General features: G+C 55.4%; 23 protein-coding genes, 1 tRNA gene and 1 riboswitch. Of the genes, 11 read left to right on the top strand and 13 right to left on the bottom strand.

What is annotated here, in order from left to right; all coding sequences use genetic code 11:
* Positions 1 to 32: 32 nt before the first annotated feature.
* The 3 genes from I5L79_RS07845 to I5L79_RS23495 all read right to left on the bottom strand — a co-directional run bounded on the left by I5L79_RS07845 (position 33) and on the right by I5L79_RS23495 (position 2,237).
* Positions 33 to 881 carry a DUF3037 domain-containing protein gene (locus I5L79_RS07845; protein WP_196954465.1) on the bottom strand — a complete coding sequence of 283 codons (849 nt, stop codon included), beginning with the start codon at positions 879 to 881 and terminating at the stop codon, positions 33 to 35.
* Positions 878 to 1,696, bottom strand: a complete 819-nt coding sequence (locus tag I5L79_RS07850) for a HipA family kinase (RefSeq protein WP_196954466.1) — start codon at positions 1,694 to 1,696, stop codon at positions 878 to 880. Before I5L79_RS07850 ends, I5L79_RS07845 begins: the two co-directional genes overlap by 4 nt.
* Before the next feature lie 235 nt (positions 1,697 to 1,931).
* Positions 1,932 to 2,237 carry a helix-turn-helix domain-containing protein gene (locus I5L79_RS23495; RefSeq protein ID WP_196954467.1) on the bottom strand — a complete coding sequence of 102 codons (306 nt, stop codon included), beginning with the start codon at positions 2,235 to 2,237 and terminating at the stop codon, positions 1,932 to 1,934.
* A 63-nt stretch (positions 2,238 to 2,300) separates the two neighbouring features.
* Here I5L79_RS23495 and I5L79_RS07860 point away from each other — a divergent pair, with 63 nt between their 5' ends.
* Together I5L79_RS07860 and I5L79_RS07865 are read left to right on the top strand one after the other, a co-directional pair.
* Positions 2,301 to 2,624 (top strand): hypothetical protein, encoded by a 324-nt coding sequence (locus I5L79_RS07860; protein WP_196954468.1) that lies wholly within the window; start codon positions 2,301 to 2,303, stop codon positions 2,622 to 2,624.
* 493 nt (positions 2,625 to 3,117) lie between these two features.
* Entirely contained in the window at positions 3,118 to 4,611 is a 1,494-nt protein-coding gene (locus tag I5L79_RS07865) for an ADP-ribosylglycohydrolase family protein (protein WP_196954469.1), read from the top strand.
* Positions 4,612 to 4,663: 52 nt separating this feature from the next.
* Here the strand turns inward: I5L79_RS07865 and I5L79_RS07870 are convergent, their stop codons facing one another.
* The 4 genes from I5L79_RS07870 to I5L79_RS07885 form a co-directional block, all read right to left on the bottom strand.
* The gene (locus tag I5L79_RS07870) at positions 4,664 to 4,843 is read right to left on the bottom strand and encodes a DUF4328 domain-containing protein (RefSeq protein ID WP_317191366.1); all 180 of its coding nucleotides are present in this window, start codon (positions 4,841 to 4,843) and stop codon (positions 4,664 to 4,666) included.
* A 1,862-nt stretch (positions 4,844 to 6,705) separates the two neighbouring features.
* The gene (locus I5L79_RS23745) at positions 6,706 to 6,987 is read right to left on the bottom strand and encodes a helix-turn-helix domain-containing protein (RefSeq protein WP_196954471.1); all 282 of its coding nucleotides are present in this window, start codon (positions 6,985 to 6,987) and stop codon (positions 6,706 to 6,708) included.
* Positions 6,988 to 7,067: 80 nt separating this feature from the next.
* The gene (locus I5L79_RS07880) at positions 7,068 to 8,120 is read right to left on the bottom strand and encodes a hypothetical protein (RefSeq protein WP_196954472.1); all 1,053 of its coding nucleotides are present in this window, start codon (positions 8,118 to 8,120) and stop codon (positions 7,068 to 7,070) included.
* A 206-nt stretch (positions 8,121 to 8,326) separates the two neighbouring features.
* A tRNA-Gly gene (locus tag I5L79_RS07885) sits at positions 8,327 to 8,399 on the bottom strand.
* A 153-nt stretch (positions 8,400 to 8,552) separates the two neighbouring features.
* Here I5L79_RS07885 and I5L79_RS07890 point away from each other — a divergent pair.
* From I5L79_RS07890 to I5L79_RS07900, 3 genes are all read left to right on the top strand, one after another.
* Positions 8,553 to 8,804, top strand: coding sequence for a hypothetical protein (locus I5L79_RS07890; RefSeq protein ID WP_231402911.1), 252 nt, complete (start codon positions 8,553 to 8,555; stop codon positions 8,802 to 8,804).
* A 13-nt stretch (positions 8,805 to 8,817) separates the two neighbouring features.
* Complete coding sequence (locus I5L79_RS07895) at positions 8,818 to 9,354, top strand: GNAT family N-acetyltransferase (protein ID WP_196954474.1); 537 nt, start codon at positions 8,818 to 8,820, stop codon at positions 9,352 to 9,354.
* A 170-nt stretch (positions 9,355 to 9,524) separates the two neighbouring features.
* Positions 9,525 to 10,484, top strand: a complete 960-nt coding sequence (locus tag I5L79_RS07900) for a hypothetical protein (RefSeq protein ID WP_196954475.1) — start codon at positions 9,525 to 9,527, stop codon at positions 10,482 to 10,484.
* 6 nt (positions 10,485 to 10,490) lie between these two features.
* Here the strand turns inward: I5L79_RS07900 and I5L79_RS07905 are convergent, their stop codons facing one another.
* Together I5L79_RS07905 and I5L79_RS23630 are read right to left on the bottom strand one after the other, a co-directional pair.
* Complete coding sequence (locus I5L79_RS07905) at positions 10,491 to 12,767, bottom strand: B12-binding domain-containing radical SAM protein (protein WP_196954476.1); 2,277 nt, start codon at positions 12,765 to 12,767, stop codon at positions 10,491 to 10,493.
* Between the two features lie 216 nt (positions 12,768 to 12,983).
* A complete protein-coding gene (locus I5L79_RS23630; RefSeq protein WP_196954477.1) occupies positions 12,984 to 13,556 on the bottom strand; it encodes an AraC family transcriptional regulator in 573 nt (190 codons plus the stop codon).
* A 534-nt stretch (positions 13,557 to 14,090) separates the two neighbouring features.
* Between I5L79_RS23630 and I5L79_RS07915 the strand changes: the two genes are divergently transcribed.
* The gene (locus tag I5L79_RS07915; protein WP_196954478.1) at positions 14,091 to 14,360 is read left to right on the top strand and encodes a hypothetical protein; all 270 of its coding nucleotides are present in this window, start codon (positions 14,091 to 14,093) and stop codon (positions 14,358 to 14,360) included.
* Between the two features lie 84 nt (positions 14,361 to 14,444).
* Here the strand turns inward: I5L79_RS07915 and I5L79_RS07920 are convergent, their stop codons facing one another.
* Together I5L79_RS07920 and I5L79_RS07925 are read right to left on the bottom strand one after the other, a co-directional pair.
* The gene (locus I5L79_RS07920; RefSeq protein WP_196954479.1) at positions 14,445 to 15,533 is read right to left on the bottom strand and encodes a DUF5074 domain-containing protein; all 1,089 of its coding nucleotides are present in this window, start codon (positions 15,531 to 15,533) and stop codon (positions 14,445 to 14,447) included.
* A gap of 45 nt (positions 15,534 to 15,578) precedes the next feature.
* Positions 15,579 to 17,483, bottom strand: a complete 1,905-nt coding sequence (locus I5L79_RS07925; RefSeq protein WP_196954480.1) for a TonB-dependent receptor — start codon at positions 17,481 to 17,483, stop codon at positions 15,579 to 15,581.
* A gap of 218 nt (positions 17,484 to 17,701) precedes the next feature.
* Positions 17,702 to 17,921, bottom strand: a riboswitch (cobalamin riboswitch).
* Positions 17,922 to 17,974: 53 nt separating this feature from the next.
* Here I5L79_RS07925 and I5L79_RS07930 point away from each other — a divergent pair.
* Entirely contained in the window at positions 17,975 to 18,574 is a 600-nt protein-coding gene (locus tag I5L79_RS07930) for a DNA-3-methyladenine glycosylase (protein ID WP_196954481.1), read from the top strand.
* A gap of 81 nt (positions 18,575 to 18,655) precedes the next feature.
* Here I5L79_RS07930 and I5L79_RS07935 read toward each other — a convergent pair whose 3' ends face one another.
* Together I5L79_RS07935 and I5L79_RS07940 are read right to left on the bottom strand one after the other, a co-directional pair.
* Positions 18,656 to 19,858 (bottom strand): class I SAM-dependent methyltransferase, encoded by a 1,203-nt coding sequence (locus tag I5L79_RS07935; protein ID WP_317191367.1) that lies wholly within the window; start codon positions 19,856 to 19,858, stop codon positions 18,656 to 18,658.
* Between the two features lie 82 nt (positions 19,859 to 19,940).
* A complete protein-coding gene (locus I5L79_RS07940; protein WP_196954482.1) occupies positions 19,941 to 20,531 on the bottom strand; it encodes a hypothetical protein in 591 nt (196 codons plus the stop codon).
* 373 nt (positions 20,532 to 20,904) lie between these two features.
* Between I5L79_RS07940 and ahcY the strand changes: the two genes are divergently transcribed.
* The 4 genes from ahcY to I5L79_RS07960 all read left to right on the top strand — a co-directional run bounded on the left by ahcY (position 20,905) and on the right by I5L79_RS07960 (position 25,863).
* The gene (gene ahcY / locus I5L79_RS07945; RefSeq protein WP_196954483.1) at positions 20,905 to 22,224 is read left to right on the top strand and encodes an adenosylhomocysteinase; all 1,320 of its coding nucleotides are present in this window, start codon (positions 20,905 to 20,907) and stop codon (positions 22,222 to 22,224) included.
* Between the two features lie 211 nt (positions 22,225 to 22,435).
* Complete coding sequence (locus I5L79_RS07950) at positions 22,436 to 23,365, top strand: polysaccharide deacetylase family protein (RefSeq protein WP_196954484.1); 930 nt, start codon at positions 22,436 to 22,438, stop codon at positions 23,363 to 23,365.
* Positions 23,366 to 23,369: 4 nt separating this feature from the next.
* Positions 23,370 to 24,185, top strand: a complete 816-nt coding sequence (locus I5L79_RS07955; protein ID WP_196954485.1) for a formyltransferase family protein — start codon at positions 23,370 to 23,372, stop codon at positions 24,183 to 24,185.
* A 364-nt stretch (positions 24,186 to 24,549) separates the two neighbouring features.
* Positions 24,550 to 25,863: a serine hydrolase gene (locus I5L79_RS07960; RefSeq protein ID WP_196954486.1), complete on the top strand. Its 1,314-nt coding sequence runs from the start codon at positions 24,550 to 24,552 to the stop codon at positions 25,861 to 25,863.
* Positions 25,864 to 26,281: the final 418 nt, after the last annotated feature.

Consider the following 26,281-nt stretch of genomic DNA (forward strand, 5'->3'; position numbering starts at 1 on the left):
CGCCCGGCGGTTGGAGGGTGGTAGATAAGAAGTTACTCGTGGCCTGCAGCTTCCATCTTATGTTGCATCTTACGGGCAAAGGACTCCGCCTCGTTTTCGTGCACAAAGTCTACCTGCACATCGGTGCTACTCGCTGACTTGATGATTTGCTCGATGGAGTTGCGGAGGTCAGAATTGGCGGGAGCAGCAGTAAGCAAATACAAGTGTAGAGGGGTATCTCCCGTTTTAAGGGCGGTGATGCGGCCCGCCCACTTGTACGCTTTGTCTTTGGCACGAGCAGGATTCTTGAGCTGGAACGTAACAGGCTCCAAGCAATTCAGCACCCCGTTTTGCCACGTGTGAGAAAAGAGAATCTGGTCGTTTGCGGTAGCTATTTGACTTGGTTGCAGCTTTTCGGTCACGTGGTAGCGGTCGAAATACTGCTTGTACGATTGCCGCCACACTTTCTCGTCGTCGGTACGAGCTGGCGCGGCCTCTTCCTGGTATTCCCCAATCAAACGATGATATAGCTCTTGACAAACACGTTCGGGCTCGGGGTCCATGGTGAGACCTTTTTGCACGGGTGTGAGTTGCCAGGCGGCGTCGTTAGGCCGAATGAGGACAGAAGTGACGCTGCTGAGGTCATCAATGCTCTCGAATAACGGGTTGACCGATATTGCCTCAGCCCGATGGTTGATAGCAACGGCAAAGTGCCGTAGCGTCGAGATGATAGGCCGAGCCGGCAAGCCGGGGAAAAATCCGGTCAGGCGTTGGGTCTTGGTAATAACCTGGGCACGGAGGAATCGGGTTTCTGGTTCGTAGAAAACAAGACCGACGTTCACGAACTCGCCCGTCACGTGGTCGTGCAGGTAACGCAGAACCTGGTACTGGTACGTTTTCATTGGGTTACGCGGTTGAGTTCTTGAGTAAAGGATGATACGTGTGCTAGCACTTGAGAGATATAAGCCTCAATGTCGTCAATTTCCGGTGTGCGCCAAGTGGGCGGGATATGTTGACGGGCAGCCTGCCAGAATTGACCGTCTAAGCGCTGAAGAGCAGGCGTTAGCGTGGTGAAGTCGAACTGTTGGCCGCGCAACTGCGGAAAAAAGTAGTGCTTTTCAATCCAGCCGCTTACATCGTTTGGTTGCAACAGCCATGGTTCGGGAGAACGTAAAAACGAAAAGACCTGAGTGAAGGAAAACCCCAACTCGTGGTCGAGCAACATAATTTGCTGCCCGTTGGTTAGCATGTTTTGCTTGGTGGCGTTGCGGTCAACGTTGTTCAACAAAACATCAAACGCAAAAATCAGATAGGCTTGTTCCTTTTCAGCATCGGTGAGGGGCTGGCCGGTGATAAATTCCCTAAATCCTTGCTCGTAGCTAGAGCCAAAGTTGCGACCTAACGAGCGGCTGACCATACCATACTCGTCGCGGCCCTTCATCAACTCCAAAAAATCAGGGCTGATGTCTACCTCAACCGGTTCAACGGCATGTAGCCCTACCTGCCAAGCAGCCCAACAGCCTAATAATTCGCGCTGGAAAGCGGCACCCTTCATGCGCTCGGCATCTACGCATTTGATAACGTATTCACCCTCGGATTTTAGGAGGTCATTATAGCCGCGGATTAGTAGTGGCTTATTTGCTCCGTTCTCGAATGTTTTGTCTGGCTTAAGAGCATAAACAACGGGAAGTTGGTAGGAGCTATCAGTAATCAACACAAGGGCGGGTGTTTAGGGCTGCGAAATTGCATAGAAAACTGGATTAGGTCACCAACAGTCAGCTGCGTTGAAAGGGCGCTTTGGTCTAACTCTGCTAGCTGTGACTTGAAACTACCGGTTATAGCACTTATACAGAGGTAGTTGGTTAAAAAATCTTCTGCCGACAAGTGAACTATGTGCTTCCTTGGTGGATGATCATTCTGACCTAAAGCAGATGCGTTGTACTGATAAAACCTTAAGCTAACAGTACTTCACGCGACGGAAAGTCTACTAAGTCGCGCAGCTGAATATCCATGGCTTGAGCTAGCGCCGCGAGTACATCCAGGGTTGCTGAGAAGCGTGCGGTTTCAATTCGATAGACAGTAGGTTTGGATATGTCTGCTCGATCGGCTAGCTCTTGCTGACTCCAGCCCCGAGCTTCGCGCAGCGTACGCAAGTGTGCGCCAAAAGCAAGTCGAACAACCGGGTGTTTCACCCTGGCAAGCTCGCCCTCTAGATAAATTCTTGTGTAATCATATATGATTACAGAGCGAAAAAACACTAGCTTTGGATAAGGAGGGGCTTTTTTGGCTCTACCCAAACACTAGATCAACGCCCCTGCCTTATGGCCCGACTGTTCTTGCTGAGTATTGTTGCCACCCTGAGTAGCTGCCATCATCTGAATCAGAAAGATGTTACAGGCACCTATGCCTTTTGGGGCCCGTTTCGGCAAAGCTTGCCCTTGGGTCGATTAGTACTGACGGAGCGCAATGCCATCTATGGGACTACGGTAGGAGAATTTGTATTGGACTATACTGTCGAAGATGGCACAGTTTACCTGCAAATGGATGACCACACACGCTTGGCTTTTCGCATAGTGCACCCCGATACCTTGCGCACCTCGATGGGGTTAATGGGGAATGCCGATTATGTGCGCGTGCATGAATAAGACAAGCTTCTCTGTCTAGCTGGAGCCTACTGCTCTGGCCCACTAAAATAGTCAGCCTGAACATCCTGGAAGCCAGTGCTTAGGGTACTGCTTAGGTCAGAGGCTTTCTTCCTCGTGCGCGTTGACAAGGCTATTGTACGGGTTCGATCGATAGCGCACCAATAGCGAGCAAAGCGGATAGAATTTCGTCTGGCAAACCGAGGATGTCAGTTCACGCTAATTATGCGGCTCATACTACTGCAAATTGCAAAGTCGAATACCAAAATTCCGTGGTTTTAGTGCGTCTTACAAGTATCGATGTTGCTAAATAGCGTGTTCCCTTCTTGCAAGCGAATCTGCCTTTCTGAGGCATCTTAAGTGTGTCCACACAACTTATCTTGCTAGACAGAACAATGCTTCTCCCTTCGGTATGGCAGAGTTACTGCGGAGCAGCTGCCTTTTCTAACACTGCCACTTGAACCTAATATCCCACCTCTCTTAATCCGTTGCCCTTATGCTTGCTTCTACTCCTGTGCCGTCATTAGAAAACCAACTCCGCTCCGCTTTACTTGGTCTTGCTGTAGGGGATGCCCTCGGTGTACCGGTCGAGTTTGTGAGCCGCACCGCTCGCCGCCATGATCCTGTGCTGCATATGCGTGCGTTTGGTACGCACCATCAACCTGCCGGCACCTGGTCTGATGATGCCTCCCTCACCTTCTGTCTGGCGGAGTCCATAGCAGATGGCTTTAGCCTGGCGAAAGTGGCGCACAACTGCTGCCTATGGTACTACCACAACTTCTGGACGCCCCACGGTCGCGTGTTCGATATTGGCGTCACCACGCGTGAGGCATTAAGCCGTTTGCAAGCAAACCCAGACTTGATACAGGCCGGCGGTACGGACGAATACAGCAATGGCAACGGCTCTCTCATGCGGATTCTGCCGTTAGCTTTCTACTCTACCGAGACTTCCCTCCAAAGCCGGTTTCAGCTCATCTTCGACGTATCCGCCATTACGCATGGGCACATCCGTTCAGCCGTAGCCTGCTTTCTTTACCTGGAAATGGCCAGCCATTTACGTGCTGGGCATACCCCTGCGGAAGCGTATGCTCTGCTCTGTGAGCAGGCTCCTGCTCAATTGAAGGTCTTGAACATTCCTGCTAACGAAATCAAGGAGTTTGAGTATCTGTTGACAGGACACTTAGCTGACCTGCCCGAGCAGGTTATCCGCAGTGGCGGCTATGTAATGCACACGTTGGAGGCAGCTTTGTGGTGCCTGCTTCGCTACAATACTTACGCTGAGACGGTGCTGGCCGCTGTCAACCTGGGCGATGACACGGATACCACCGGCGCCGTCACGGGTGGCTTGGCCGGGCTCTATTACGGGGACGTAGCTATACCTGCCGAGTGGCTTTCTGTGCTGGCCCGCCGTGCTAATATCGAAGATCTGGCGCAGCGTATCGCTGCTACGCTAGCGCCCGCGTTAAGCAAAGCAGCTGTGCCTCGTCCGCTTCCTAATAGCTACTGGGCGACTCCTAATATACTGGCCTGTGAGTATCCTGGTGACCGAAACCCAGCTAAGGCTACAGTCAAACTCAATGCCCTCCTTGATGCTGGGATTACCGACTTCTTCGATTTAACCGAAGTGCATGAGTTGGTGCCTTATGACATACTTCTTCAACAGGTAGCCGTTACTCGTCGGCAGACGGTTCATTACCACCGCTTTTCTATACCAGATGCAGGTCTTCCCGACGAAGCTACTCTAGAGGCTATCCTTGCCTCGCTAGCCGACTCAGTGGCAGCTGGCCGAAAGGCGGCTGTGCATTGCTGGGGTGGAATTGGGCGCACGGGTACCGTGATAGGCTGCTATTTGGTGCGCTACCAAAAGTTCAGCGGTTCTGAGGCTTTGGCACACATTGCGCATGAGTGGAAAGGGGTAGAGAAGAGCTGCCGTATCCCCCGATCGCCCGAAACCGATGCCCAGTTCCGGTTGGTAGAGGCATTTCACTAGAGCCTGTTATGGACTAGTGGGGAAAATGAGGTGGTCGGGTTAGAACAGACGCCTACATGATGCGGTAGTGGAGCCAAATGTTCAGGATCGGAACAAACCAGCTCCAGGCTGCCATGCTCTTACTGTAGGAGGCCAGGGACAGCTGATGTTCGTTGTGGTAGGCGCGGTACATCCAGAGAGCTTCAGCCACAAGCCCAAGCAACATGGTGACGAGTTGGAAAAGGATTTTCACCTACACATCATTCGCATGGCTAAGACTCGCACCTTGGGGCATCTCTTCACTCAAACGCAGTACGGAGTCGCAGCTTTCATTTTCCGGGTTCAATCCTAGTTTGTAGTAGATCGTGATAGGCCTGACAAAAGAGGTGACTGTGTAACCACAGAATACTTTGTCATGTACTCGCTAACAGGCCCGTGATACTCGCTAAAAACCCACTTGCTAGCAACGTCTATAGCGAAGTCGCATCCCAGAACTAGGGTGAATTGGGTGGGTTGGTGGGGGGCGTACACGCTTAATAACGAGTTTTTGGTGTAAGTGCCAGCAATACAAATGGTTGTTTGCTGGATGTAATAAATGCAGGCCGTCTTTATCGGCAGGTTGGTATGCTTGATGAGCAGGCCGCGTTGGTTGATTTATTACAATTTTGTGGCTTATGCCATTTGGTCGTAGTGATGTGGATAGGTAGGGTGGAGCAGGTCGGAGGGGGCCGGCTAAATGAAGAGCGGAGATAGTCAGATTGTCTGCTAGGGCCTTGGTGGTGAAAGTGAGCCTAGCAGAGATGGGCAGGTCAACTGCGTGTTCGACATGTAGGATGGATTGTGTTGGAGCAGGTCGTAAAAGGCCAAGTGCAGGCTGGATAGGATGAACGGCATGGCAAGCCTCTATCACTACTGGGAAAGATTCCACCTGATTACATGGGTGGAAATTAGGCCACAGCATGCAGCCAAGGCGGGACGTTGGTATTGATACAGTAGAATCAGTGGAGTTTGTTTCCACTGCTGGTTCTATTCCTTCTGCTCTAGATAATAAGCAGGTCAATTGCTGCTCAAAGCATTGGTGATAGGTAGCCAAGGCAGTAGATTGCTCAGCCTGCTGCCGCAGGTGTCGGCTACGGGCTCGGTGTCGGGTGAGGGTACGAGCAGGGACACACTGACGCGCGGCTTGCCAAAGGGCAGGCACGGTGGCAGCATGTAACAGCAGCATATCGGGAAAGGTCAGGCCAGTGAATTCTGGCTCAAACCGATGCTCGACACTGCGCCAATGCTGGCGCAATACCTGAGCCAGTTTTTGTAAAGCCACTGGCTGGGCGATGGCTTCTAGCGTTAGGACAGGACACTGTAGGAGCCTCTGCAGTGGGCGGGAACGAGTGAAGACTACTTCGAATCGGAGTAGGTGAGCAGGTGCATGCCGGATGTGAAGACCCTGTACCTTATTATACTTGCCCTTATCGTAGGCCTTGACACGGTAATCGAGGTGAGTGGCTACAAACAGAAGCGGGCGGGTAGTGCCAGCGGGCGGTTCCTGGGGATAGAAAGGGCTGCCCTTGTGGGAAAGCAGCGTGTCTAGGAAGTTAGTGGGAGCGTTCGGTAATGATAAATTTATCCCAACCTCCAAGTGCTCTACTATAAGAGTTTGAACAGCTAACCCAAAAGCGTCGGATAATAACTGGCAGGCTACAGGAACATCTGTAGCGAAAAAGGTCCCGCTATTATGGCCATGAAAAAGGGTGTGTAGGGACCCGCGAATTTTGCCCCGGCCAGTACAGGGCCAGTAGTCTAGGCGCATGCCACGATAACGTAGTTGCCAGTGTGTAGGCTCCTGTCTAGTGATTGTACCTAGCCGCAGCGCCAGTGAGTCCTGGAAGGCAGCATAGCCAGGCTCCTCAGGGTTTAGAGTAAAGCGCAGGTGCAGGCAGTCGTACATAGAACGTCAACCGGCCCCCAAAATCTGGAGGCGTCCGTTGTGTCAACTGAGAAGAAAGAGAGAAGGCAGGTAGCGGTGGTAAGGCCAGCAATTGGCTTGGTAGGCAGGTAGCTTAATAAGCAGAGCTATGCCTTCGGGGTACGCCCCATGGAGGCGATTAACTCGTGGGCCTATTGACCCGAGTGCGTTCCTCGTTGGCCAGCAGCTACCCACAGGAGTAACTCCGTTCTGTTAAAAAAGAGTTTGTTACCGCGCTTGGCGTGTGGAATAGTGCGTGCACTCACGAGCGCATACAGGCGGGCTTTACTCAACCGCGTAATCTGCTGGGCTAGCTCAATACCCCCGATTTCGGGAGCAGGGACTATTTGAGCGCGCTGCTGTTGGACCAGCTCTAGTAGTAAGGTTTCCACCTGACGAAGGCGGTTATCTAAGATGTCGAAAGGGTTGTGCATAGAGCGGGGTGTCAACTGAACGGCCCAATACTCGCACCTGCCAACTCCAGTTCCCCGGGTTTCCCCGGGGAAAATATTTCTTACTTTAACTTAAATAGCTCATCTTCAGCGTGCTTTTTTGCAGGCCCTGTTAGATGCAAGAGTACCGCTTCAATATCCTTGATAAGAAAACTTCGTTTCTTGCCTTCTGTGTTAAGACGGTCAATGTCTAGCTCTAGTTGTCGATACTTATTGTAAATCTTCTTGCCACTGGTACCGGGCGTCTGCTGCGCTAACTGTTCCGCCTTTCGGCTAGTTATTTTTTCTCCTCGATAGATAGATATCAGCGCCACTTGCTGAGCAGTCAATCCTTGTGAAGCTACTGCAGGTGCCTCAAGCAAAGTATACTGATGTCGAGCAAACCAAGTGTGGGCACGGGCAAGCTGTGGCCGACCACCCGTTGTCAGATAGCTCCAGTCACCATCTAGCAAATCCAGTAGATAAGTAATGTCTTGCCGAGTAAAAGTGCGGCGATGGTCCCAAAGACTGCGACGCAAGTCGGGAGCTACAAAGACCCAAGTTAAGGTCAGGTAAGGCTCAATTTCTGGCAAAGGACGCTGGATTAGTTCTTGCACCAGCCACTTCCCTAGACCTGGGTGCTTTAGTCCCCCCGAAAAGATAATACGTGGTGCTAAGGGAATAGCAGCTATCGGGGGCCGCTTTATGTATAGGTAGTCTGCCTGTAGTTCTGGGCTCAGTTCGAGCCAGATTTGGTTATCCGTCTGCAGGCGCTTCGCCTCAGCAACTAGTGCACGAGCGGATTGCTCGTAGTACACAGAAGGTATCTGTTCCTCTGAGGCATGTAACAACTGGTATTGTACCCATTGGAAGCGCAGAGGTAGCTTAGGAGAGGCTAATAAATCATCGCCCAGATCTTGACCGATCAGGATCAACACTCGGTATTGGTGGGAACGCAACTCATGCTGCACTAAAGACTCATTCACCGGAAGGGCCACCTCTTCGGCGCACAGCAAGTACAGCCAAACCTCTACTGAGAGCTGCTCTTTCAGTGCCCGCAACTGTTTAACGGTAGGAACAGAGCTATCCGTTGGGTAGACCAAGGGCACTTCGTTCACTTTTGGTTCGGGACGCATACTGGTAGGAGAAGCCAAGTAGGCTAGTAGGTCCTTAATAGCAGCAAAAGTCATCGTAAATAATAATTGAACAGGGTACCTGCTTGGAAGAAACTATTTTGCTTAAGCAAATCAGATTTGCATAAATACCCACGTGTTTAAACCAGTATTTAAACCAAAAGCAAATCAGCCACCCAGACTTGTGTCTAAGTGGCTGATTTGTAATGAGCGGGAAACGAGGCTCGAACTCGCGACCCTCAGCTTGGGAAGCTGATGCTCTACCAACTGAGCTACTCCCGCAGGGCAAGCAAAAATACGGAGCCGAAACCAATTTACAACGGCCCTGCGTATTCTTAGCCGAGTATATTTGGCGTTGCCGGCCCGGCGGCCGGTCATGGTTTTCCTGCAAGCTTCTTTGTTATGGCTAGTCCGGCGGGGCGTCGCGCGTTTGGTATGTTGCTCCTGAGTATGGGCTGGATTGGCATTGCGCTGATGCTGCTGCGAGCGGCGCTGCTGCTTTACGTGAGCGGCTATCTGCCCGGAGCCGGGGTGCTGCCCGATCAGCCCGCGGCCCTGCCGTCTACCACCGACCTGCTCACTACGCTGGCCTTGCTGGCCGCTTTTGTGCTCATCACGCGCTTTGGCCGCCGCATGCGCCGCGACGCCCGCATTTCCGATGAGCCCGGCGACCATTCCATTTCCTGACGCTCGTTCCCCCATGTCTTCTCCTCTCCGCATTCAGGTGGCCAAACGTACCGCCGCCGTAGCAGCACAGCTGGCTGATCTGGGCCGCCAGACCTTCCACGACACCTTTGCGGCCGACAACCAACCCGAAGATATGGCCGCCTATCTGGCCGCCAGCTTCAGCCCCGATATTCAGCTTGCCGAGCTACAGCAGCCCGAAATAACCTTCCTGCTGGCATACTTTGAGCAGGAACTCGTAGGCTACGCCAAGCTGCACATCGGCTCCGATTTGGGGCTGCCTCCCGAAAAAGTGGGCGTGCGGCAGCTGGAAATAGAGCGGTTGTATGTGCGCGAAGACTGGATTGGCACTGGCCTAGGTGCTTCGCTCATGCGTCGGGCTATTGAGGAAGCCCGCCTGCAGAGTTGTCGGGCCGTGGTGCTGGGCGTGTGGGAAAAGAACACGCGGGCCCTGGCTTTCTACGGCCGCTTCGGCTTCAAAACCATCGGGCAGCACACCTTTGCGCTAGGCACCGATATCCAGCAGGATCTGATTCTGCGCAAGGGTCTGTGAACGGGTACGGCCGCGCCCTCGTACTTTTGCCGCCGGTGGCTTCTGTATTCTTTATTTGTACGCGTACTTTACGGACTGCCGGCCGCCGGTGGCCGGCCGTTGGCAGCCTGATGCTGCTGGTCGCCTGTTCCGCTCCCGACCAACCGGTTGCCGATACTGTACCGCCACCTTTGGGCCACTACGAAGGGGCCGTGAATATGCCTGGTACAGGTGCACGCATAGGCCTGGAGCTGCGCAAAATGGCTTCCGGGCAACTGCAGGCTGAGCTGGCGCTCCTGGGCGAAAAGACCACCATGGTTCCCCTGGGGACGGTGCGTTACCGGGCCCCGCAGCTTCAGCTGGAGCAAGCTGGTGGTTTCCCGGGCCGCCTCACCATCAGTGCCCTGCGGGAGGGAGACTTCCTGCGCGGCACCCTTCAGCTGGATAGCCTGCGCGGCGAGTTTGTGCTGGTACGACGCGGCGACGCCGCGCCGCGCCCGTGGCGGGAACATGCGGTGCGCCTGCCGGGCCTCAGTAAGGCGCAGTCCGCTACCTTTTACGTGCCGGATGATACCCTGACTCGTCACCCGGTAATAGTTGCCTGGGCTTCGGCCACGCCCGCCCACCTCGATCAGGTGCTGCGCCTAAGCCAAGCGAGCGTAGCTACGCTGCTGCTAGCTCCGTCCGCACCTGCCGACTCGGCAGTAGCCCATGCTACCGCGGCGGCGCTACAGTGGCTGCGGCGCCGGCCTGAAGCTGATACCACCCGACTGGGAGCTTGGGGACGTGGGCCGACGGCATCGGAGGTAGCGGTGGCTGCCCGCCGGGCCTCGGCCAGCTTCTTGGTGCTCGAAAGCGTGGAGGTGATGGATGAAGCCGGCAGCCAGCCGTTTCGGGCGCTGGGGCGGGCGCGTATCCCGGTTTTTGGCTTCTACGCGGGGCGTGATACTACCCTGAGCGTGCGCGAAAGCAGCCGCCGACTGCGACAAGCCCTTGGCCAGCGGCGGGGCGTGCAGGTACGCGTGTTTGATTCGGCTTGGCCCGGCTTTTACCTGCCTGGTCGCCCGGCCGCCGATGGGCGTTGGCAATGGCCGCAGCCTACCCCGGGCTTGTGGGAAGGACTGGAGCAGTGGCTCCGACAGCTGAAATAGCGCCGCCTATAGTACCAGCAGGCCTTTTTCCCGCAGCTGCCGCCAGGCTGAGCTCTGCAGAAACTGCTCCCAGGGCTGGGCATTGGTGGGGTAGGAACCGGCCGCGTCTTTTAGCGTAACCTTGGTGTCGTAGTCGGTGGTGAGGCGGGTGAGCAGCTGGTGCAGCCACGCGCCTACAGCGGCGGGTACGGCTATCTCGAAGTCCTCGGCCTGCTCGTAGAAGGTGAGAATGGCGCGGGCCGCTTTCGGGCCGGATTCCTGGCGTAGCTCGGGGGCATTGCCCAGCCAGAACAGGCGGTTGTTGGGGCGGGCGACGTCGGGTTTTGCGGGTTCCTGCAGGGCCTGGGCTATCAGCTGGCGCGGCACCGTGGTTTTGGGTACTTTGAAGTCAAACCAGAAACCCAGCGGCTCTTGCAGGGCCACGCCGTGCAGGTAGTTGTAAAGCGCCTTAGCCAGGCCCGGACCAAACAACTCGTGGTCGGCGCCGGTGGGGTCGTCGTGCCAGAGGTCGTTCCAGGCGAAGGGGCCGGGCTCGGGGCCAATCTGCTGCACCTGATACTTGGCCGGGTTGCGGCCTACGGGCGAGTGCGCCGTCATGGCGAAGCGGTGCCAGTAGCCGCTCTGCACAATGCCCGCCGCAAACAACTGCCGCACCACTTCCAGCGAATCCACCGTTTCCTGGGTTGTTTCGGTGGGGAAGCCGTACATCAGGTAGGCGTGTACCATAATGCCGGCCTGGGTGAAGCCGTCCGTGACGCGGGCTACCTGGGCAATGGTCACGCCTTTTTCCATCAAAGCCAGCAGCCTATCGGACGCCACTTCCAGCCCTCCGCTCACGGCAATGCAGCCCGAGGCGGCCAGCAGTCGGCACAAATCAGGGGTGAAGGTTTTTTCGAAGCGGATGTTGCCCCACCACGTAATCCGTACCTGCCGCCGCAGCAGCTCGATGGCTAGGTCGCGCAAAGCCAGGGGTGGGGCGGCCTCATCCACGAAATGAAAACCCGTCTGCCCGGTTTGGCGCACAATCTGCTCGATGCGGTCTACCAGTAAGGTGCTGGGCGCGGTTTCGTAGCGGGCAATGTAGTCGAGCGTGACGTCGCAGAAGGAGCAGCGCTTCCAGTAGCAGCCGTGGGCCACGGTAAGCTTGTTCCAACGTCCGTCGCTCCAGAGCCGGTGCATAGGATTCAGCACCTCAATCACCGACAGATACTCCGTAAGGGGCAAATCTGAGTAATCGGGAGTGCCTACTTCCGCGTGCGGTACATCGGCAAAGGGCTGGTTGATATACTCCACTTCTCCGGCAGCGTTGCGGAGGAAGGTGCGCTGGAGCAGGTAAGTTTCTGGTTGCTCGTTGCTGGTTTCTGGTTGATGCACGTCTGGTTGAATGCCAGCGGATAATTCGTCCGAACTAGAAACCAGCAACAAGCAACCAGAAACATGCTCCAGCAGCCGCAGCCAGGGGCCTTCCCCATCATCCAGCGTCAGGAAATCGATGTAGTCGAAGAAGCGAGGCTCCCGGATGGTGCGCAGCTCGGTGTTAGGATAGCCGCCGCCCATGCAGGTGTAGGTACTTGGGCTGATTTCTTTGATGCGGCCGGCCAGCCGAAGCGCCCCGTAGAGGTTGCCGGGAAAAGGTACCGTAAAGCCCACCACGTCGGGCTGGGTGCGGGCCAGCAGCCCGTCCAGTAGCTCCAGCAGCATTTCATCAAGCAGGTTGGGGGGAGTCTGCAGGGCGGCATGAAGTTCATCAAACGAGGTAGCCGATAAACCTAGCTTCTCGGCGTAGCGCGAAAAACCGAACTGCGGCCCCACCGTTTCCTTGAGCAGATCGGCCAGATCTTCGAGGTAGAGCGTGGCCAGGTGGCGGGCCTGGTCGGTGAGGCCCATCGTGCCGAAAGCGTTTTCCAGATCGGCCACGTTGTCGAAGCGGCCGGCCTCAGGCAGAAAGCGCGAGTGGCAGATGCGCGGGGCCAGGGTATTGTCCTTGTTCTGCAGAAACCGCATCACCGGGCCAATGGTGCTTTGGTAGCTTTGCCGGAGCCGTATCATACGTCGGGCATTGTCGCTGAGCGGAAATCTGCCGGCTTCAATGGCATCGAATACCCGCCCCAAGCCTTCCGGTGAGAAAATCTTCAAAACCAGCTCCAGTCCCAGGTCGGCCTGCGACACGTGGTAGCCGCGCCCGCCCAGAAAGCCCTTCAGGTAGGCCGTGGCCGGATAGGGCGTGTTCAGCTGCGTGAGCGGCGGGGTGATGAGCAGAATGCGGGGCGAAGGAACGGACACGGGCAGCAGATCGGCGAGCTGCAAAGATACGGCGCCGCCGCGCCTCTAACCGCCCCAACTGCTTCCCGGTTCCGCCTGGACCAAGTACGCTTGGTCACTTCCTTCCCGTAGCGTCACACAGCTTTGACCAGGCCAACTGAGAGTACACACAAAAGGGCCGGAAAAGCAGCGGGAGTTTCGCGCTGCTTTTCCGGCCCTCGTGGGAATGCGTAGAAATTATGCCAGCTGATCCATGGCTATGCGGCGGGGCATCAGGTCGCGGCGGAACTCGCTTACGGAGCGGCCGGTCACCTGGCGGAACTGGTTGCTTAGGTGCTGACCACTGCTGTAGCGCATCAGGTCGGCAATTTCGCCCAGGGTCATTTCGCCGTAGCTGAGCAGCTCTTTCACGCGCTCAATCTTCATGCGAATCAAATACTTCTCGATGGTGAGGTTGGCCGTGCGCGAAAACACTTTGCTTAGGTGCGAGTATGTGGCCGCAAAACGGTCGGAGAGGAAAGCGGAGGTGGTCAGCGGCATGCGCGCCGTGCGCAGGTGCTCCAGGTAGTCGCTCAGAGCACCTTTAATTTGTTCGGTAAGCTGTTCGGCCCGGTCCATCAGCACGTCGAAGCCAGCTTCGCGCAGCAGGGGAGCCACGTCTTTGGGGTCGGCAGGGGTGTCTTTGGCCAGCACGGCTTCACCCAGCGTTACCTGCGCCGGCCGGTAGCCAGCCTGTTCGAGCAGATTGCGAACTGCCGACACGCAACGTGGGCAAACCATATTCTTGATGTGCAAGCGGGTTGTTTTCACGATGGTTACTGAAATGAGAGGTTAAGGATTGGACCGCACGCGTTGTCGCAATGGTTTCCCGGAAACAGCAGGAGAGGCCTTTTTCCGGGGTGGGGTGGTGTTCAGAGCGGAGTCCTCCCAGCCGGGCCCAAACCAGTGCGTAGCAGCCCAGCTCACAAAGGGCACCACACCAAGAAAGGTGACGGCTAGTAGGCAGAAAAGTACGAAAAAAGCGCCGAATAATCTGGCGAAGAACTCGTTGGAAAATCCGTACAGATAGCTGATAAGTAACAGAGCCAGCAGCAGACTGATGCCAGCTACAATGCCCGTACGGCGTAAGATCGGAGAAGAGCGAAGAGAAGCGGAACGACGAACAGCCATGCCAGCAAATATACCGGATTCGACTGCGCTCTGTTACGTGCCCGGTCGGAGAAGGTTAGGATGGAGCAGGCTCAAATCCGGCCCTTGAAACCAACCTCGCAGGCTGCCGCCCGTAGGATTGGGCAGCAGCCTGCTGCTCTCTTCCTTTTTCCACTCCAAGCCTCGTTATCTGCCATGACTGCTGCCCGTTTTTTTCGCTCGGCCCTTTTTGCTTTCACTTTCACGGCTGCCCTGGCGGCCTGCAACACCGGGAACGATGCCGGTGAAACCAACGTGGAGCGCGATGCCCACAAGGACACGGACCCAGCCGCGCTTTCCCCCAACAACAGCGACTCGGCCGCGGCCGGCATGCAGGCTGATACGGCCCGCCGGCCTACCGGCCGCGACCTGTACGAGCAGGCCGGCGAAACCAAAGACCGCAACAACGACGGTATTGCCGATTAAGCTTCTTGTCACTCGTTTTTAAAGCAGCAACGGCTGCCCGAAGAGTTCGGGCAGCCGTTGCTGTGTTGGTACAGGAGGTATTTGTTAATAGAAAGCAAAGCCGTTGGGCAGAATACCTACCTCGGCCGAGTCGAGCGGAAGGCCGCCCGTCTGGTACGTGACCATGCGGCCCGGGCCGTTATAGGAAAGCGCCACACCGGTATAGATAACGTCACTGTCCGGGTCCACATCGAGGCCGTAGAAATTGCGCTTGAGGAATGGAGTAACAGGCAGACTGGCATCGGTGGGGGCCATGCGGAACACTCCTTCGGCAGTTTTCAGGTAGAATACAGTGCCCTTGGCATTGCGCCGGATGCGGCTGCCGTAGCCCGCCGTAAAGTTCAGGTCGCGGCGGCGCACCGTATAAGGAGCCGTGGGCGCAAAGTCACTCACGCTGCCTTTTGTGGAGTTGGCCGGGGTAGTATAGTCCGTATCGCCATTACTCAGTACCCACACGCGGCCATCGGAGCCCTGCACCAGACTGGCGGGGTTGGCGCCCACCGTCAGGGTGGTTTCCACGGCGTCGGTGCTGGTATTGATGACGGTAACCGTATTATCGCCGGAGTTGGTCACGAACAAGTGGCCGTTCACGAGCAGCATTTCTTCCGGGAGCCGGCCCACAGCCACGGTTTTGGTTACCTTATTCGTTTTCAGATCAACCACCGCCACGCGGCCCGCTACCGCCGAAGGGTACGGCACCTGAATCCACTCGCTCACGTAGGCTTTGTCGGTGGAAGCGGCCACGAGGTAGCGGGGCTGGGAAAGTGTGGATTTGATGGTGTCTACGCTCTTGAAATCGGGCAGGGAGACGACTACAATCTTACTGTTGTTGTTGGCCACGATGTAGCCCCGGTCGCCCGCAATTGTCATCGACTGCGCCACATCGGCCAGCATCTCGCGGCCGTTGGCGGCCTTGAACACGTTGAGCGAGGTTATTTTGCCACTGACTTTGTCGTACAAACTCACGCTGCCGTTGGGCGTGCCGTAGGCGCCTTCGTTCACCACGTACACGTTGGTAAAACGACCTTCGGATACGGGGTCGGGTTCGTTGTCAGGGTCGCAAGCCGTGAAAAGCAGCAGGCTACCGAAGGCTAGGGCAGAGGCGCAGCGTTGTAGGAAAGAGGGCAAATGCATGGTGAAAAAGAAAAATGAAAGATGAGTGACAGATAAAGAGTAACCCTAGCGCCACGCCACGCGCAAACTCAGTTGCGCGGAGCGCAGGGGCTGAGCCCGGTAGAGGTAGCTCTGGTAGGACTGATTGGTGAGGTTGCGGCCCTGGGCTAGCAGCGTAAGCGCCGCGCCGGCCGGGGCTTTCTGCCGCCACGTATAGCCCACGTAGGCATCGAGCAGGAGGTAGGAAGGCAGGAAGTTGGTGCCGGCATCTTCCGTATAGCGGTAGCCCGTGAACGTGAGCGTGCTCCCGGCCTGCCAAGCGCGGTGGGTCCCATCCAGGCTCAGGGCAGCGCTATGGAGCGGCACGTACACCAACTGCCGCCGCGTTGGCACGACGCTTTCTACCGCGTCGCGGGTTTTGAAGGCCCGGGTATAGGCATAGGCAGCCCGCGCCTGCATGGAGCTTACTTTATTGTGCCACCGCAGGCCCGAAGATGCTTCCAGTCCCTGGGTACGCACTTGCCGCAGGTTGCGTGGGCTCACAAAGCTCTGGCCCGGCTTCGGCCACCACATCACCCAGTTATCAATCCACTGCTGATAACCTGTCAGCTCCGTCTGGAGCTTCAGCGCGGGATGCGCCGGGCCATGCCAGTTGTGCGTAAGGCCTGTCTCGTAGCCCTGGCTGGTTTCGGGCTGCAGGTTTGGGTCGCCGCCGGGCTGGTAGTACCGCTCATTGAGGGTGGGGGCGCGGTAGCCACGGGCCGCGCTGGCTTTCAGCAGCAATTCGTGTTGGGCGGTAGCCAGCGCCTGCCACTCTGCGCCCAGTACCGGCGTGAAGGGCGGCCGGCGCCCCGGCAGCACCGCCTGCCGCAGCGTGGCCGACAAGCGCAAACGGGCCGTGGGGTCGTAGCGGAGCAAGGCAAAGCCGGCAAAGCGGTTTTCACTCACAAAGCCGCCATAATCCGTCATGCGCACGGCAAAATGCTGGGCTTCGGCTCCCACGCGCAAGCTGGTGGCCTGACTGAAGCGCACCGTGTGGCTAACCTGGGCCTGGGTAGTTTGCACCCGGGAGTTACTTTGAAACGTGTTGGTGCGGTAGTTCAGAATATCCTCAAACCACGCCACCCGCACGCTCGACTCGTGGCGGGCCGTGGTGTGCTCGTAGCCCAGCAGCAGGCGGCTGTTTTGGTCGAGCTGGCGGGCGTTATCGTTCTGGGTGCCAATGGCGGGCTGAATGTGGCGGTCGGCCTTGGTGAGCCACGCGGCGGCCTGTATTTGTCCGGCTTTGCCCACGCGCCAGGCAATATCCTGAGCCAGGCTGCCTTGCCAGAAGGCCGCGTTGGTTTGGCGCAGGCGGGCGCCACCAGGCTCATCGTAGGGAAAATCGTTGGTAGCGGTGCGGTACGTGGCGCTGGTGCGCAACGCCAGGCGCGTGTTGCTGAACCCGGCTTCCACACTGCCCGCCCGCAAACCAAAGCTGCCTGCATCGGCCTGCGCCGCGCCCCGCAGCCCCTGCGCCCACCGCACCGGCGACGACAGCAGCACGGTGCCGCCAATGGCGCCGGAGCCGTAGAGGGCGCTGGCCGGGCCGGGCTGCACTTCCACCTGCGTAGCCCCACTCACCGGCAGCAGCGCAAAGTCGTTCTGGCCCAGCGTGGGCAGCATCACGTTGAAGCCATTCCAGAGCACGGCCGTATGCTGGGCTGAGGTGCCCCGCATGGTAATGGAGCTGAGCTGACCGGGGCCGTAATTCTTTAGATACAGTGGGGTACGGGCCGCCAGCGCATCGGCCAGGGTGGCGGTACGATAGGAAGCCAGCGCAGCCGAATCCAGGGTGAGGACGCGGGTGCCTACGGCAAAGCGGCGGGGCCGCTCCACCTCCACCCGCACCGCTGGTAACACCCGCACCGAATCGATGAAAGCTGCCTGCTGTGCCAGCGCCGCCTGAGCGGGCCCGAGTAGGCCCAGCATTAGAAATGTCAACCGATATTTTTCAACCAGACCAAGACCAATGGTCCAGCTGCTACGCGCACAATCCATCCGAACTAAATTTCCATAGGAAAATTCAGTTCAAAACTCCGGCAGTTGGCAGCCAGAGCTGCAAACCTCCAAAGCCGAGGCCGAAAACAGGGAAACCGGCCACCGAAGCGGCCACTGCATTCATTCTCCGTCCGTCCTCCGCGGGCGCTGAACAGGGTACTGTAGCGGCAGGTCTCCTGGCTTGCTTCCGGCGCGCCGCCTTCCCATTTCTCTGGCCGCAGTAAGTAGCGGTTATCGAAACAGTGGCAGCAGAGGCGCGCCAAACTCATGAAGCGTACAGTTGCGGGGACAGCTCCGGAATTGAACCGGATTCCCTTTTCAGCCTCGCTCCGCAATTGGAGTCCGGCCACCGTTACGGGGCAAAGATACGCGTCCTTCCCGAATGATAGCAGCCCAAGTGCTGGCTATGCGTATACCAAGGCATGATTCTGCCTTTATCATATTATCAGCAGCCCGACGTGGTAGCCCTGGCCCGGGATATGCTCGGTAAATACTTGTTCACCTGTTTCGACGGACAGCTTACGGGTGGGCGCATTGTGGAAACGGAAGCCTACGCGCACATCGGCGACCAGGCCTGCCACTCGCACCTGGGGCGGTTCACGGCGCGCACGCGCATCATGTACGAGGCCGGGGGCGTGACGTATGCCTACCTGATTTACGGCCGCTACACGTTGGTCAACGTCATCACCAACGAAGCTGGTAAGGCCGATGCCGTTCTGATTAGGGGGCTGGAACCGACGCACGGCATAGCGGAAATGCAGCTTCGCCGGGGCCTCACGCAGGTGCAGCGTAACCTCACCGGTGGCCCCGGTTTACTCACTCAGGCCCTGGGCATCAGCACCAGGAGCTACGGCACGCCACTCACCGGCCCCGAAATCTGGCTGGAGGACCGTAACGAGCCGGTGCCTGCCGACCAGGTTATAGCATCGCCCCGCGTTGGCATCGACTACGCCGGGGATGATGCCGCCCTTCCCTGGCGTTTTCGCCTGCGCGGCAGCCCCTGGACGAGCCCGGCGAAGTAGTGAAGCAGTGAAAGGGTGAGTTTGACGTGCCGCTGGTGCGGTCTGCGCAAGAAGTCCGATCAGACCGTCAGTCGCACTATTTCACAGCTTCTCACATACCAGCACCATCAGCCGGCCTTCCAGATTAGTCGTGGCGAACAGGTATAGGTCCCCGCCTTCGCGGATGCCGGTACGGTAGCGGAAATCAGCCACCGAATCGGGGAAGTTGCGGGTCGTGACGTGGGCGCGGGCCTCGGGGCCGAGGTGGGCTTTCAGCGCCACGCCATCGTATTTCTCCACGGCCCGGATGCGGAAAATGCGTCCTGGAAACTCAGAACGCAATGTATCGGAGGTATACAGGTGGCTGTGCTGATGCAGCTTCAGCAGCTCGAAAGCCGTGCCGATACTGCGGAAACCACCGGCTTTGAGAATAGCGCTGTTGGGCTCATAGAGGTACTGCTGCGGCTCGGCATAGCGCGGAATAGCGCGGGCTTCACGGGCCCGGTTCAGGCGGAATTCCTGTTGCGTACCGTCACGCCGCAGGTTTACTGTCAGCCGCTCCGGGTCAATAGCTGCTTCCTGACCCAACTCGTACAGTACTTCCTTGCATTCGTTGTCTACAGCCACCACCCACAGTCGCCGCACGTGGCCCAGCTCTTGCACCGCCAGCTCAATATCGAGCATGGGCGAAGTTTTCAGCAGCACCCGCTCGCTTTTGTGTAGCAGCAGAGGCAGCAGCTTCACTACGTCGGGCTCACAGTCCTGCAGCCGGTAAATCTTGCGCGCGGCCGTGTCACGCCGGGCCGGGTCGAGGTACAGCCAGTCGAAGGCGAGTTCGGTATTTCTCAGGAAGCTCACAGCGTCGGCGGCGTGCACGTGCACGTTCCCGATTTGCAGCTGACGCAGGTTATATTCTACCACGGTCGCCAATGAAGCATTGCGCTCCACGTAGTGCACGTCGGCTACCTGCCGGGCAAAATGACTGGCATCCACTCCAAAGCCGCCCGTCAGGTCCGCCAGCCGCGCACCGCTCACCAACGAGGCCTTGAACGCTGCCGTGCGGTCGGAAGAAGCCTGTTCTACCGATAAGGCAGCGGGGAAGATCAGCTTGGTGTCATCGGCCCAGGCAGGCAATTTAGTGCGGGCTTTCTGACGGGCCTGAATCTGGCGTACCAGCTCCGGCACGGGTAGGCTCGGGTGGCGCCGGGCCTGCAGGGCCAGCTTGGCCGGGTCATCGTGCAGGTGCTGCGCAATGTAGGTGCGGGCCGCGTCCGAAAGGCCCGCAAAATCGGGTTGAATATCCACAGGCAAAGAAAAAGCCCACCCGGCTGGGGTGGGCGCCAGACCAGGCTTCCCGTTAAGACGGAAAACCCAGCCGCAAGTTACGTTAGCGGAGCGACCAAGTTAGCAGCAGCTGGGGTTTTCCGCTGAAAGTTGCCACGCCTACGTTGGTGGGCTGCATGCGCTGCCAGGCCCCGGCACGGGCGGCCGGCATAGCAGCATTCTGCGCCTCCACCGCCCGGCGGAAATGCCAGTTGGTGTTGCGGTTGATAAGAACGTTGGCCAGCAGGCTCACGGCTGCCACGCCCAGAGCACCCTTCTGCGCACTGTTGAAGTACTGCCGCTCGTCCCGGGCCAGCACCTGTTGGCTGTAGAAGCCCAGCGCCCCCAGAAAAACCGCCCGCTCACCCAGGTGCATCCACTTCTGCCGACGGTAGTCATTCAGGTGCTCCAGGGCCTGGGCGTTACCGGCCACGTAGGGGCGCAGATGCTGCCCAAAGAAGCCGGCATTCAGATAGTCTTTTTCACCTTCGGGCTGAAAAAAGAAATTCTTCTGTGAACCATTGTAGCTGCGTTCCTGATCTTCGGGGCTCAGCTGAATGGTGGTCGACTGGGCCCGCAGGCCGGAAGCCGAGACTACCAATACAAGCAGGAAAACTGTGAGAAAGCGCAAGGTGTTTTTGGTCGTGGTGTGCATAGTACAAATTTAAGAATAAGCGCGTTACTATGTGCATTCTAACGGCTTAAAAATCTTTGTTGCGGGGCCAACAGAGCTGCCCTAACGAACGTTCACTCAGTGCTATACAAAATTAATTATATATAATTAAACTTATTTGATTATCAATTGCACTTAATCTGCAAATACAATTCTGGCAGTAAAGCAGGTTGAACGAACTTATAAAGTATAGCTACTTAACGCTCATTATTTACCGTTTAGTATAATGCCACGCCAATAGATTACCAGACAAAGCAAAGAAACAATATTTTGGCCACATCAGCCGCCGTTAAAAGGTTTGACTCCCTAACAAATTGGCTACCTTTGCTGTTGATTCGCAAATTCTTTCTGCATCATGGTGGATACCAAGACCACGGCTTACGTTCCGTACAAAGTAAAAGACATGTCACTGGCCGAGTGGGGCCGCAAGGAAATTCGTTTGGCCGAAGCTGAAATGCCAGGTCTGATGGCCCTGCGCACGGAGTACGGCGCCAGCAAGCCGTTGGCCGGAGCCCGCATCGCCGGTTGCCTGCACATGACCATCCAGACGGCGGTGCTCATCGAAACGCTCAAAGAGCTGGGCGCTGAGGTTACTTGGTCGTCCTGCAATATCTTCTCCACCCAGGACCACGCCGCCGCTGCTATTGCCGCCGCCGGCATTCCGGTGTATGCCTGGAAAGGCATGAGTGAGGAAGAGTTCAACTGGTGCATTGAGCAGACGCTGTGGTTTGGTGAGGAGCGTCAGCCCCTGAATATGATTCTGGACGATGGTGGCGACCTGACCAACATGGTGCTGAATGAGTATCCGGAGCTGGCTGCTGGCATCAAAGGCATCTCGGAAGAAACCACTACGGGCGTGCTGCGCCTGATGGACCGCGTGAAAGCCGGTACGCTGCCCATGCCTGCCTTCAATATCAACGACTCGGTTACCAAATCGAAGTTTGATAATAAATACGGCTGCAAAGAGTCAGCGGTGGATGCCATCCGCCGGGCTACCGACGTGATGATGGCCGGCAAAATTGCCGTGGTAGCCGGCTACGGCGACGTAGGAAAAGGTACGGCTGCTTCGCTGCGCGGCGCCGGTGCCCGCGTTATCGTCACGGAAATTGACCCCATCTGCGCCCTGCAGGCTGCTATGGACGGCTACGCGGTCAAGAAGATGGAAAACGCCATCAAGGAGGCTGATATCGTGGTAACTGCCACCGGCAACTGTGACATCATCACCGAGCAGCACTTCCGTGCCCTCAAGGACAAAGCCATTGTCTGCAACATCGGTCACTTCGACGATGAAATTGATATGGCGTGGCTCAATAAAAACTATGGCCATACCAAGGACACCGTGAAGCCGCAGGTAGACCTGTATACCATCGACGGCAAAGAGGTGATTATCCTCGCCGAAGGTCGCCTCGTGAACCTGGGCTGCGCTACCGGCCACCCCTCGTTCGTAATGTCGAACTCCTTCACCAACCAGACGCTGGCGCAGCTGGAGCTGTGGCAAAACGCCGCCGCTTACGAAAACAAAGTGTACACGCTGCCCAAGCACCTTGATGAGAAGGTAGCCCGCCTGCACCTCGCCAAGATTGGCGTGGAGCTGGACGAACTGAAGCCCAAGCAGGCCAGCTACATTGGGGTAGATGTACAGGGCCCGTTCAAGTCGGATCTGTACCGTTACTAAGCTAGTATAATCGCAACAAGTGGTGGCCTGAGCTGTCTCAGGCCACCACTTGTCGGTTATGGGGTATATGCAAAGACTAAGGGGCTTTGGCGGGAATATTGCTTGGCAAATCTTCTGGCCCTATGTACAAGGTATTGTAGGCTGATAGCTGAAAATTTCGTTGGGCAAGCATCCAGAAGGTTTTGGTTTAAATTTTGTGTATTTTTTGGTAATGAAAATCAAAAATTTTCTCTTTCACCGGGTAAATCCGGTACGTGACTCGCTGTGGGACCCCATGGACGTAGCGTTGTTCGATAAAACAATTAAATATATAACAGATAAATATTCTGTTCGCACTATCGAAGATGTAGTTGTGAATGGCTATGGGCAAAAAGGTAAGAAGCCCATTGCAACTATATCATTTGATGACGGATATAAAGATAATATCGAATATGCAGCACCTATACTGACAAAATATAGCTGCCCGGCTTCTTTCTATGTAGTAACATCATCTATCGACAATAATTATCCTACCTGGACTTATGTGTTGGAATACTTATTTCAACATACCAACAAGCTTACGATAAACCTGGAACACGCCGCGCTGCCGCGGGGTATGTGGGTGTCTAAGTGGGCCAATAAAGCAGAGCGCGTAAGCTACGTAAAGAAGCTGAAGCCATTTCTGAAGAAATTAACTCATGTGCAGCGTGAGGAAATACTCTCTGTTATTGAGGGGAGTTTCAATGATGTAGAAATTCCACAGCTTATGATGAATTGGGATGATATCCGGCAGTTACAAGCTGCTGGCTTCGTAATTGGTTCGCATTCCCATACGCATCCTATGTTGGGTACTATCGCAGATCGCACGATAGTAGAAAATGAGCTTGAGGTATCTGCTGGTAAAATTCAAAAGGCGGTAGGTGAATTTCCACTTACCATCAGCTACCCTATTGGTAGTTATACACAGGAAACAATCGAGTTAAGCAAAAAAGCTGGTTATAAGCTGGGTTTGGCAGTTCATCAGAAGTTTTATGATACGAACAAGGATGATATATTTGCTATTCCAAGGACTGAACTATATAATGAAAGCTGGCTGAAAACCCTTAGTCGTATTAATGGCAGCCTGGAGTTGGTAAAAAGCCTTACTAAAATGTTAAGATAAGCTCATGAAAAACATTGTACTCTGGATTAATGGGCAAGGCAACCAGGTTGCTCTTGCCAATAAAATCAATGAAGCATATCAGGTTAAGGCTATTGTAGTCGAAAAGCGTAAGTCAACGGAGAAAATGACGGCCTCCAAGCTTTACGAGAAAATTTATCAAAGAATATTTTTGCAAGAAATCAGTGAGTCATGGAACAGTATGCAGGCTGCATATAAAAATAAATACCCTAATCTTCCTGATTGCGCCGTACTAGAAGTTGAGAATATCAATAGCGAAGAATGCTTGGAATTTACCCGTAGTCATAAGCCTGATATTATTGTAGTGTCAGGAACCCGCCTGGTAAAGAAACACATGTTTGATATTAAAGCTTCTATTGGTGTTGTGAATTTGCATACCGGTCTTTCACCATACGTCAAAGGAGGGCCGAACTGCACGAATTGGTGTATTGCTAACAATGAGCCACATCTTATTGGTAACACCACTATGTGGATTGATGAAGGGATAGATACCGGAAGTATCATTGCTACCGACTTTGTTAATTTCACCGGCAATGAAACATTAAGCGAAGTTCATGTCAAGGTGATGAATCATGCGCATGATCTGTATGTCAAATCTATTATGAGAGCTATAGAAGATAAAGCATCATGCCCTTCAGTGCCACAGAAGGAGTTAGGTATTGGCAAGACGTACTATACCAAAATGTGGGGCCTGCCTCAGAAAATAAAATTGGTGAAGAACTTTAAAAATTTTTCCAAGCAGGTGAATAGCCCGGAATTCGTAAAAAAGCGCAGTGAGTATACGGTATTGCCATTAGAATAAATATCCATAAATTAGTTCTGGTCCCGTCGTTACATAGTAGCTTAATTATGCATAAGTAAGGAGAAAAGTAGCGTCTTGAGCAGTAGCCGGCTCTTCGTCATGTTATAGCGAATTCAGGAACGGTGTAAAGACGCCTACTTGCGTCTCATCGTTCCTGGATCCGCTATATGTATATAAGGGGGCTTGTGAGTTGATGTGGTTGAACTAACTGCCTTATTTAGCAAGCTCACTCATCGGTCTGGGCATCTATAAGCCGAGGGTAAGTAGGTTCAGCAAAATGAATACTTAACGCAGGGTTCATTTCAAAAGTGGCCAAAGGCAGGAAGCTAACGTAAAACCAGGCATCAATTACTGTTGATTTAGGATGACAACCTTGCGCATAGTTTGGCTGAGTTGCGGGCTATGGCTGATGCTGGGCTGGGCGCTGGTAGATGGGGCAAAGAAGAGGACCTGCCTTACTGTAACTTCATTGCCAGCAGCTCTTACCGATAGTCCACTGCTGGACAGCCTGCTTCGCAGCAACCCACGCCTGTGGCCGATTGCTGAGCGGGCTGAGCACTACGAACTCCAGATTATTTATACCCAGATCAATCGGGATGCGCAGGGCAAGCCGCACTTTGTGCAGCACAACTACCGCCTCAACGCCCGTCAGTACTTCAATCCGGCCAGTCTGGTGAAGCTGCCGGTTGCTGTGCTGGCTCTTGAGAAGCTCAACCAGCTCAATAAGCCGGGTCTCACGCGCCGTACGCCCATGGCTACCGGAACCGCTTACCGCTGTCAGACGGCTGCGCCATACGTTCCCGCCGCCGACTCCGACCGGGTGAATACCGTCGGCAACTACATCAAGCGCATGCTGCTCGTCAGCGACAATGTGGCCTACAACCGCCTCTACGAGTTCCTGGGGCAGCGCCCCCTAAACGCGCGACTAGCAGCACTGGGCTACCCCGAGGCCCGTATCACCCGGCGCTTTGCTCCTTGCGATACTGCTGCCAACCGTCACACCAACCCCATTACGTTCCTAGATGCCCGCTCAGGCACGGTCATATATCAGCAGCCCGCCGCTTTCAACTCCCAGCCATTCACTTTTCCACTGGGGAAGGTTCGCAAAGGCAAAGGGTACTACGCCAGTGGCAAGCTTATCCAACAGCCCTACGACTTCACTACGGCCAATTACCTGCCTCTGCAGAATGTTCACGATATGCTGCAGACCGTTCTTTTTCCTGAGGAAGCACCACCTGCCGCCCGCCTACAGCTTACTCCCGATGATTACGCCTTCCTGCGCTATTACCTGCGTAGCACGCCCCATGGTTCGGGTTTCTCATTATATAAGAGTCCACGCTACTTCGATGCCTACAAGAAGTACTTAATATATGGCCGTCAATCTGACCGACCAGCGCAACCTGATTTGCGCATCTATAATATAGTAGGTATGTCCCACGGTTACTTGGCCGATGTCGCCTATATCACCAATGTAACTCAGCAAACAGAATTTTTACTTAGTGCTGTACTCTATGTAAACCAAGATGATATCCTTAATGATGGCGCCTACGAATACGAAAGCATCGGACTTCCCTTTCTTGCTGAGCTTGGCCAAGCTATTCAGCAATATGAAGAGGAGCGCCCCCATCTATTCAAATTACAGACAGCCCCATTTTTTTTAAAGGAGAATGCACGTTGACTTAACCAGCAGTTGCTTCTGGAAAAGAGCTGCTTAGCATGGTCGTGCAATATGCGTTGGATGCTAAATACCCATTTAACTTAAGGAATACTGAAGCCAGGTTTGGAAAAGCGGGCAGGAAGTCTCACTTTTGCACTCCCAAACCGGGACGCGGTTGGGCAGTACTCCGAGCAAACGCAGGAATAGTCCTATATAGGGCTGGTTTCTGGTATTCATGGGATGTAACTCCGGAAGAGAAAAAAGTTTGCCAGCAGGGTTGCAAAAGCGGATAGAGGTTTCGTACCTTTGTCCTCCCGAAGCGAAACGCGCTGACTGGATAAGTAGGAATAACACAAAATTTATTTTTGTGTCAGGCTTGCAAAAGGGGAGAAGGTGTTGTTACCTTTGCAGCCCGCTTCAACCGGAAGGGGGAGTTGCT

It is taken from the genome of Hymenobacter guriensis (assembly GCF_015773195.1).
GTDB classification, from domain to species: Bacteria; Bacteroidota; Bacteroidia; order Cytophagales; family Hymenobacteraceae; genus Hymenobacter; species Hymenobacter guriensis.